General features: G+C 48.3%; 5 protein-coding genes. 4 read left to right on the top strand and 1 reads right to left on the bottom strand.

What is annotated here, in order from left to right:
- Nucleotides 1-5,139 (top strand): amino acid adenylation domain-containing protein (locus tag ABIE27_RS30680; protein WP_429352202.1); only part of this gene is annotated, 5,139 nt, incomplete at its 5' end.
- A gap of 71 nt (nucleotides 5,140-5,210) precedes the next feature.
- Here the strand turns inward: ABIE27_RS30680 and ABIE27_RS30675 are convergent.
- Nucleotides 5,211-6,170 carry a helix-turn-helix transcriptional regulator gene (locus tag ABIE27_RS30675; RefSeq protein WP_429352201.1) on the bottom strand — a complete coding sequence of 320 codons (960 nt, stop codon included), beginning with the start codon at nucleotides 6,168-6,170 and terminating at the stop codon, nucleotides 5,211-5,213.
- A 96-nt stretch (nucleotides 6,171-6,266) separates the two neighbouring features.
- Here ABIE27_RS30675 and ABIE27_RS30670 point away from each other — a divergent pair, with 96 nt between their 5' ends.
- The 3 genes from ABIE27_RS30670 (at nucleotide 6,267) to ABIE27_RS30660 (ending at nucleotide 9,952) form a co-directional block, all read left to right on the top strand.
- Nucleotides 6,267-6,710 carry a VOC family protein gene (locus tag ABIE27_RS30670; RefSeq protein ID WP_123065962.1) on the top strand — a complete coding sequence of 148 codons (444 nt, stop codon included), beginning with the start codon at nucleotides 6,267-6,269 and terminating at the stop codon, nucleotides 6,708-6,710.
- 377 nt (nucleotides 6,711-7,087) lie between these two features.
- Nucleotides 7,088-8,008 carry a methyl-accepting chemotaxis protein gene (locus ABIE27_RS30665; protein ID WP_123065961.1) on the top strand — a complete coding sequence of 307 codons (921 nt, stop codon included), beginning with the start codon at nucleotides 7,088-7,090 and terminating at the stop codon, nucleotides 8,006-8,008.
- A gap of 231 nt (nucleotides 8,009-8,239) precedes the next feature.
- Nucleotides 8,240-9,952, top strand: a complete 1,713-nt coding sequence (locus tag ABIE27_RS30660) for a spore germination protein (protein WP_429352200.1) — start codon at nucleotides 8,240-8,242, stop codon at nucleotides 9,950-9,952.
- Nucleotides 9,953-9,987 lie beyond the last annotated feature (35 nt).

Raw genomic sequence — 9,987 nt, 5'->3', positions numbered from 1 at the left:
GAAGACGGCAATGTGGACTTCATTGGTCGAATCGACAATCAGGCTAAAATTCGGGGCTACCGGATTGAGACGGGCGAAGTCGAAGCGAAGTTGCTGCGTGTAACGGGCGTGAAGGAAACCGTCGTTGTGGTGAGGGAAGATCAAGAAGGTCAGAAAGCGTTGTGCGCCTATTATACTGCGGAAGAAGGACTGACCGCGGCAGACCTGAAACGGGCAATATCAAGCGAGTTGCCAGGGTACATGATTCCGTCGTACTTCGTTGAACTGGAGCAGCTGCCTCTGACGCCGAATGGGAAAATCGACCGGAAGGCGCTGCCGGCACCGGAAGCGGGCGGAGGTCGTGAATACGTGGCTCCGCGAACCGAACTGGAAGCCAAGCTGGCTGTTATCTGGCAAGAGGTGCTTGTTCGGGAGAAGGCCGTGGGCGTAACCGACAACTTCTTCGACCTGGGCGGACACTCGCTGCGGGCGACAACGTTGGTCAGCAAAATGCATAAAGAACTGGGTGTACAATTTCCACTTCGCGACGTATTCCGCTACTCCACGGTTGAGGAAATGGCCTTGGCTATGGAGCAACTAGAGATCGGCTCGTTCACAGCTATTCCGGTTGCCGAACCGAGCGCACATTATCCGCTCTCTTCCGCTCAGAAACGTCTTTATATATTGAATCAGCTGGAAGGAGCCGAGCTGAGTTACAACATACCGGGAGCTATGTTGCTTGAAGGTGAACTTGACCGGCAGCGGTTTACGGAAGCCTTCCGTGAACTCGTAGCTCGTCACGAAACACTGCGTACTGGCTTTGAGATGGTAAACGGCGAGACAGTTCAGCGGATTTATGATGAAGTCGTTTTCCAAGTGGAATATGTGCAGATCACCGGAGATCAAGCGGAAGAGACGGTACGCCAATTCGTTCGACCTTTTGATCTTGCTAAGCCGCCACTGCTGCGTGTAGGCCTTGCCGAACTGGCGCCGGACCGGCATATTCTGATGTTTGATACGCATCATATCGTATCTGACGGCGTTTCAATAGACGTACTAATCGAAGAATTCGTGCATTTGTACAGCGGTAAGCCGCTCCATCCACTCCGCATTCAGTACAAGGATTACGCGGTATGGCAACAATCAGACGAGCAGAAGACGCAGCTTGCCAAGCAGGAGGCCTACTGGCTGGGCATGTTCCGCGGAGAGCTGCCGGTTTTGGAATTGCCGACAGACTATCCTCGCCCGGCAATGCAAAGTTACGAGGGCCGCACGCTTCAATTGTTTATGAATAACGAACAAAGCGAGGGGCTGAAACGGCTTGCAGCCGAGAACGGCGCAACACTTTACATGGTTCTCCTTGCTGGTTATACGATATTGTTGCAGAAATACACAGGACAAGAGGACGTGGTTGTCGGTACGCCGATTGCGGGAAGAAATCACAGTGACGTTCAGCCTTTGATCGGCATGTTCGTAAATACTTTGGCTATTCGCAGTTATCCTTCTGCCGATAAGACGTTCCTTGATTACTTGAAGGAAATTAAGGAGACAACGCTGGGTGCTTTTGAACATCAGAATTATCCGTTCGAAGAACTCGTGGATAAGGTGGGCGTGGCTCGCGATCTAAGCCGTAATCCGTTATTTGATACGATGTTTGCTTTGCAGAATACAGAGAATTTAGAAATTCAGCTTCCTGGACTCCGTTTATCGACGTACGCCAGTGAAGAGACTGTTTCTAAATTCGATCTAAGTTTAGACGTCACTGAGATGGAGGACGGGTTGGAATATCTGTTTGAATATGCCACAGCTCTATATAAAACCGAAACGGTGGAGAAAATGGCATCTCATTACTTGCAACTGCTCGAATCCATTCTCCGTAACCCGTCAGGGATCATTGCCGAATTGGATATCCTAACCTCTGTTGAGAAAGAACAAATTCTCTGTGCGTTTAACCCGGAGCATTCAGAAGTGGAGACTGCTCCTGCGGCTACGTTCCATCGTCTGTTCGAGGAACAGGCAAAACGTACGCCTGGGTCAGAGGCCGTTGTGTACGAAAAAGACCGTCTAATGTATGCGGAGCTGAATGAACGGGCGAACCGTTTGGCGGCTACGTTACGGATAAGCGGCATTGGCCGGGAATCCATCGTCGGCGTTCTTGCCGAACGTTCGGTGGATTTGCTGGTAGCCGTGCTGGCTGTCTGGAAAGCAGGCGGCGCGTATGTACCGCTCGACCCGGATTACCCGGCAGACCGCGTGCGCTTCATGCTCGAAGACAGCGGAGCGAAGGTACTGCTTACGCAAACGCCACTGCGAGAGCGTGCCGAAGCTTGGCTGGGCGAAGAGGAACTGGCGCTGGGTGTGGTGCTGTATCTCGACGACGAAGCAACCTACAGCGAGGAGCGGGCCAATGCGCCGGTGAGTTCTGGTAAGGACGATTTCCACGAAGCCCGGCCAGAGGATCTGGCCTACGTGATTTATACGTCGGGAACGACAGGACAGCCCAAAGGCGTCATGATCGAGCACCGCAGCCTGGTCAATACGGCGGCAGGCTACCGTCGGGAATATAAGTTGGATCAGTTCCCGGTGCGGCTATTGCAGCTGGCCAGCTTCTCGTTTGACGTGTTCGTGGGCGATATCGCACGCACGCTGTACAACGGAGGCACGATGGTGATCGTGCCGAAGGACGACCGGATCGATCCATCGCGTTTGCACCACTGGATTGAGCAGGAGCAAGTGACCATTTTTGAATCTACGCCAGCGCTGATTGTGCCGTTTATGGAATATGTGCATGAGCAAGAGCTGGATATGAGTCAGATGGAGTTACTCATCACCAGTTCGGACAGCTGCAGCGTCACCGATTATCGTACCTTGCAGGAACGCTTCGGATCATTGTTCCGTATCATCAACGCTTACGGTGTAACGGAAGCAGCGATCGACTCCAGTTTCTACGACGAGCCACTGGAAGTGCTTCCGGAGACAGGGCATGTGCCTATCGGCAAAGCGTGGCTAAATGCGAAGTTTTACATTGTGGATGCACATTTGAATCCCGTGCCTGTCGGGGTGCTGGGCGAACTGGTTATCGGCGGAGTTGGGGTCTCGCGCGGATACTTGAACCGTCCAGAATTGACGGAAGAGAAGTTCGTAGACAGCCCGTTCGCAGCGGGTGAGCGGTTGTATCGCACGGGAGACTTGGCGCGGTGGACGGAAGACGGCAATGTGGACTTCATTGGTCGAATCGACAATCAGGCTAAAATTCGGGGCTACCGGATTGAGACGGGCGAAGTCGAAGCGAAGTTGCTACAGGTGAAAGGCGTACGCGAAGCCGTGGTGCTGGTTCGAAATGATACAAACGGGCAGAAAGTGTTATGTGCATATTACACACCGGATACAGGAACGGAACTGGCAGTGAATGATCTGCGCGGCGCACTGGCCCAGGAGTTGCCGGGGTACATGATCCCATCGTACTTTGTAGAACTGGAAAACTTACCACTAACGCCGAATGGGAAAGTTGACCGGAAGGCGTTGCCAGCGCCAGAAGAAGGAGCTGGAGGAGGACGTGAATACGTGGCGCCACGCACTGAGCTAGAGGCGAATCTCGTCGCCATCTGGCAGGACGTGCTCGGATCAATAACAATAGGTGTAACGGACAACTTCTTTGACCTTGGCGGGCACTCCCTTCGGGCGACAATGCTGGTTAGCAAGGTGCACAAGGAGTTGAGCGTAGACTTGCCGCTGCGCGATGTGTTCCGGCACTCGACGATTGAGTCGATGGCTGAAATTATCAGTCAATTGGAGTGGCAGGAACACCGCTCCATTCCGGTTCTGGATCAGAGAGATTACTACGCTCTTTCTTCCGTGCAAAAACGGTTGTACATCCAGCAGCAGATGGAGGGCGCGGAGCTTAGTTACAACATGTCCGGCATGACGGTTCTCGTCGGGCGTTTGGAACGGAATCAATTCGAGTCCGCGCTCAAAGGATTAATCGCTCGTCACGAAGTTTTGCGAACCGGCTTCGAAATGGTCGACGGTGAACCTGTACAACGAATTTATCCGAACTTGGAGTTTGCCGTCGAGTACACCCAAGCGACAGAAAGTGAAACGAAAAGTATCGCGGACGGATTTGTGCGAGTCTTTGATTTGGAGCGGCCGCCGCTGCTGCGTGTGGGCTTAGTTGAATGGGAAGCGGAACGGCACTTGCTTATGCTTGATATTCATCATATCATCACGGATGGCATGTCGATGGGCATCTTCGTCGAAGAGCTGTTGCGCTTGTATAACGGCGAGACTCTTGAACCGCTTCGGATTCAATACAAGGAATACGCTGCTTGGCAGCAGTCTGAGCCTGTAAAAGAACAGCTGAAACGTCAGGAAGCCTACTGGCTGGACGTGCTGGAAGGTGAGTTACCAACGCTTGAACTGCCTACGGACTTTGTCAGACCTGCTACTCGCAGCTTTGAGGGCGATGTGCTGCCTTTCAATATCGACAAGCAGATGACGGAAAGCTTGGAACGCATGGCTAGTGAGAACGGCGCCACTCTTTATATGGTATTATCGGCGGCCTATTCCATCCTGCTCAGCAAGTACTCGGGGCAAGAAGACTTCATTTTAGGCACACCGGTTTCGGGTCGCACACATACCGACCTGGAGCCACTTATCGGAATGTTTGTCAACACGTTGGCCATTCGCCATTATCCGTCGGGGGAGAAGACATTCCTTGCTTACTTGAACGAAGTCAAAGAAACGATGCTCGGGGCCTATGATCACCAGGATTATCCGTTTGAGGAACTTGTGAAGAAACTTCAGGTACCGCGAGACCTAAGCCGCAATCCTGTATTCGATGTCATGTTTGCTCTGGAAACGAAGGAAGATAACGTTCAAAGTTTCGGGGAGATCCAGATCGAATCGTATCCGGAAAAGCATACGGTTGCTCAATTCGATCTGACTTTAATTATTTCGATGCTGGATGAGGGAATGACCGGGCAGTTTGAATATGCGACCAAGTTGTTTACACGCAATCTGATCGATAATTTCGCTCAGGATCTGCTCGTCATCATCAGCCAGATTTGCGAACAGCCTTCGATGTTGCTGAAGGATATTTCCCTGAAAGGACAATCCGAACAGGAACAAGATGAGCTAGAGGCGATCGATATTATGTTCTAATCCTATACCCGGCTTGGGGGTATGCCGTATTTCTTTCGGCATGCACCCTGCCGGGTGTTTTTTTATTAACATTAAATACTCTCCAGCAAATTCAAATAGTATTGTCTCAACGATTCCTTCAACATCTCAGGCTCAACAATCTTAATGGAAGTCCCATAGCCTGCAAGGTAGCTCACAATGAAATCTAGTTCATGAGGTTCATAGGTTCCGATAAGCAGCTTCACGCCGTCTTGTTCTTTAAGGCGTATGGAGGGATAGTGGTTTTGCTTAAATTGCTCCATGCCAGCCTGGCTGATCTTGCATTGAAACGAGATAGCTTGTTCGGAAGGTTTCCATAGGGATTGGAGATGTTCACTATGGATGTCAGCAAGGTGTGCGACAGGTTCGATATCCGTTAATACAGCCGACATGATTCGATCACAGCGAAATACACGGTACGCTTTTTTCTTCAGATCGTATGCCTGACAGTACCAGTACCCTTTACTGGCATATAAAGCAATAGGTTGTATAACACGGAGACTGGTTTTTATTCTGGAAATGGGTTCTGAATTTTTGTAAGGATATGTAATCTGCATGACTACCTGCTGCACCGCAGCTTCCAATAGAAGCTCTAGATAGGAGCTGTCCTTAATTTGTTCAGTGTGTTTAAAAGCAACACGCTGTTGCATGTTATGAATGTTTTCTTGCTGTCTGTCTGATAATGCCGCCATAAATTTCTTATGAACAGATTCAAATGTGGTTCGAAAAGGCAAGCTGTTGAAGCTGCGAAGAGCCTGCATAGCGAAATACAAGGCATGAAGCTCATCTGTATTAAAAGAGATCGGAGGCAGTTGCATCTGCTGGAGCAGACGGTAACCGCCATAACGTCCGTACTCCACATAGATGGGTGCGCCCATCTCTTCCAGAGACGCAATATCCCGTAAGGCGGTTCGTTTGGATATTTGAAACTCTTGCATTAAGTTATGCAGCGTGAAGTGCTGTTTTTGATTAATAAAGCGAAGCATATGGTGTAGACGCTCAGTCTTTTTCATCTGTCCACATCTCCTTCCCTAAAAGGTGCCATGTATTGGCACCTATCCTCGTTATAGTGATAAGTGTAAGGCAGACGAATGAAGGAGGCAAGTCATATGAATGTTGAAGTCATTCCCTTTCTCTCGATGAACGGAGAAGCGGCAGAAGCGATTACATTTTACGAAAAAACGTTAGGTGCGAAAGTATTATTCCGAAAAAGCTACAAAGAAATGAAGCAGATGAGTCCCGATTTTACGTATCCTGACGGTCAGGATGAGTATATTACACATTCGGTGCTGGAGATCGGAGCGAACAAAATTATGATTGCGGAGGAAGCGATGGATGCGGAGAGACCGTGGGAACTGGGAAACAGTACATCGCTGTGCATTCAATCCCAGGAGCAAGGCCAAATGGATGGACTTTATGAGGCGTTGACGCAACATGAAGGGGTGAAGGTACTTGTGCCTTATGCAAAGAATGAATTTAGTCCCGGCTACGGGATTATCCGTGATCCGTTTGGTGTTGTCATTCAGCTTTGTGTAACGGTACATGATTTTTAAGTTTTGAAATGATTTTATGCTGCGTTTATATATATTTGAATTTGAAGTTTAGTTTGAAGTTGCTAGAAAAAAGCAAGTTATGATTACCCATAACTTGCTTTTTGTGTTGCTCTAATTTCCTATAGATAGTGAAAATTGAACTGGAGAGAACAATGGAATTAGGATAAGAACAAGCCCGTAGTACCCTAAGTATGAAGGTTGTATGTACATAAAAAAATATTTTTTGGGATGCATGCAAATTTGTGATCCAAAAGTCCCGAATTCGGGTATCATTTACTAGGAGTCGACGCATCGCAGGAATGCACTTTTATCGAACGGTATTAAGTAATTCAATTGCAACACTTTATTGACTATGGGACGGATTGTGGGGGATTTGCATGTCTTTATTGGAGACTGGGCGTCAAGATCAGGTGACGGACGAGTTAGTGGTCAAGGCGATGGAGAAAAGTTTGGCAATTATTCGCTTCGACTTAAATCGCAGGGTTACATACGTGAACGATGTATTTGCTTCAAGAATGGGGTACACGAAGGAAGAGATGTACGGTATGCAGCATCGCCAGTTATGCTTTGGAAAGTTTACAGACAGTCCGGCGTATGAGGAGTTCTGGAGAGGTATTTTGGGCGGAAACAGCTTTCAGGACAAGATTGAGCGTATGGATGCCAAAGGCCAATCGGTATGGCTCGAAGCTACGTATATGCCCGTGTTTGATGAGTCGAATCAGAGGGTGCTTGGCGTTTGCAAGATGGCTACCGATATTACACAGCGCCAGAATAACATTACAACCGTTGTTCAGGAATTGAAGGCCTTATCTCAAGAACTGAATGAGCAGGCGGGTGCTGGGATTGGTCGGAGCCATGAATTGATGTCCAGCTTTTCTTATATCTCGGAAGTATCTGCAACGAACCAGTCTACACTTACGCATCTGCAAGAACAGGCCGGTTCCATTCAAGGCGTGGTGCGAACCATCCGGGAAATCTCTTCTCAGACACAGCTGCTCGCGCTGAATGCAGCCATTGAGGCTGCACATGCAGGAGAGTTCGGCCGAGGATTCGATATTGTGGCGAAAGAAGTACGTAAGCTGTCAGCCATGGTGGAGAATTCAATTAATGAGATTCGTGACAGTGTCACGGGCATTACTAAAGAGATTACCAATATTACCAATGGTACGAAAAAGGTAGAAGACTACATGCAACAGAGTCACGAAAAAATTGAAATTGCGTTAAATGATTTCCAAACGATCGCGGCCGCAGCTCATCTATTGGATGATAAGGCACAACATGTGACTCGAATTGTGTAAGTGAAAATTAAAAACGGTATGAATTCCAGAACGATTCTGTGCTTTTAGCAGGATCGTTTTTTGCTGTTTGGATCATTTTTCTGCAAATCGTAAGCGGTTGTTAACCATCAGGAAGGAAAGTGTTCCATTGCATATCCTGCCAAATTCACGGAATTTTTATGGGCAAACAGGACACAATAAGCCGGGAATACCTGTGGTTTGATTTTACAGAGAAGGGAGGATGAATGGAGGGTGTGGTCAACGATCTTATCTTATGTACCGAAATGGACGATCTGGGCACAGGCACTTATGGTTTTTATCGTACCGATTGTTCTGTATTTCATAACCAATTGGTTCCATACAGCAATCAAACGGGGAAGCTTCTCTCGCAAAAATAAAACGATTCCTTCGCCGAAGGACATTTCACCAGCTGAAGCTGGCATCGGACCAGGGACGGAAACCGGGCACTATGCCAACATTAAGCTAACCGGGAGACACACGACAGATCTGATAACGGTTCGAGAGACGTTTGGCAAAAATGCAGATGTACATATTCGAGAGTTCACCATTCGAGGAACGGATACGAGAGTGGCGATCATGTATACCGAAGGGCTTACGGACACAGATCTGATCGACAAATATTTAATTGAACCTTTAATGATCAAGGGTATACCTGAGCTCAAACAGGAAAGTTTTCTTCATCCTGAACAAGCAGACTTCCTGTCCACGTATCTGAAAACTCAAATTCTTCCCGTCAGTGAGATTCAGGAGACACAATCTCTACAGGAGCTTGCATCAGGTGTATTGGTGGGGAAAAACGGTTTGTTGGTGGATGGCATACCGGGAGCTATGCTGATCGGAACGTCCAGTTTAAAGACACGCGGGGTGGATGAACCCTTATCTGAAGGTCTGCTACGCGGACCGCGTATCGGTTTTACAGAGGAGCTTAGTGATAACACGGGCATTTTACGACGTTATGGAAGCGATCAGAGCTTGTTTATTGAAAAGCTTAAAGTGGGCAGCCGGATCAAAAAAGAATTGGCTATTGCTTATATTCAGGATATTGCCGACCCTAAACTCGTGACCGAGGTTATAAAACGTGTGAAGAGTATCAATATGGATTCGATGCTGGAGTCAGGTTATGTAGAACAATTGATTGAAGATGATGCTCTGAGTCCTTTCCAGCAGGTTTTGAATACGGAAAGGCCTGATCGTGTGATCGGTGCTTTATTGGAGGGGCGTGTAGCTATTTTGCTGGACGGCACTCCGTTTGTTCTGGTTGTGCCGGTTACGTTCAGCATGCTGCTCCAATCTCCAGAAGATTACTATGAACGCTGGATTCCAAGTACATTCCTTCGAATTCTACGTTTTATGGCAGCGATGTTAGCCCTGCTTGCCCCGGCGCTTTATATCTCTTTTATTTCGTTCCATCCAGGTCTGATTCCAACGAAACTGGTGCTGACGATTATTGAAACCCGTTCGGGCGTGCCCTTTCCTTCGATTATTGAAGCTTTGATTATGGAGCTGTCCATTGAGATTCTAAGGGAAGCCGGGATTCGTCTGCCCAAACCCATCGGACCTGCAATGGGAATCGTTGGAGGTTTAATTATCGGTCAGGCGGCAGTACAGGCGGGGATTATCAGTCAGTTCCTGGTCATTGTTGTAGCAGTCACGGCCATTTCGTCCTTTACCATTCCAGTATACAGTGCAGGACTGACCTTGCGATTGTTGCGCTTTGCTGCAATGTTCAGTGCTGCAGTCATGGGATTGTATGGCGTGGTTATGTTTTTCTTGCTGATGTGCACACATCTGGCCAGACTCTCCAGTTTCGGGGTACCGTATATAGCGCCAGCGGTTCCATATCATTTGAGCGATTGGAAGGATTTTGTCATCCGTGCCCCGCTTAATATGATGAGAAGACGTCCTGAAATGATGAATCCGACCGATGAAGATCGCAAGAAATAATGATGTTTCAAGTGAAGTTTCATGTAAAAAAGTTC

This window comes from Paenibacillus sp. 4624 (assembly GCF_050435065.1).
Classification (GTDB): Bacteria; Bacillota; Bacilli; order Paenibacillales; family Paenibacillaceae; genus Paenibacillus; species Paenibacillus amylolyticus_D.
This window is presented reverse-complemented; position numbering and strand designations above follow the sequence as displayed.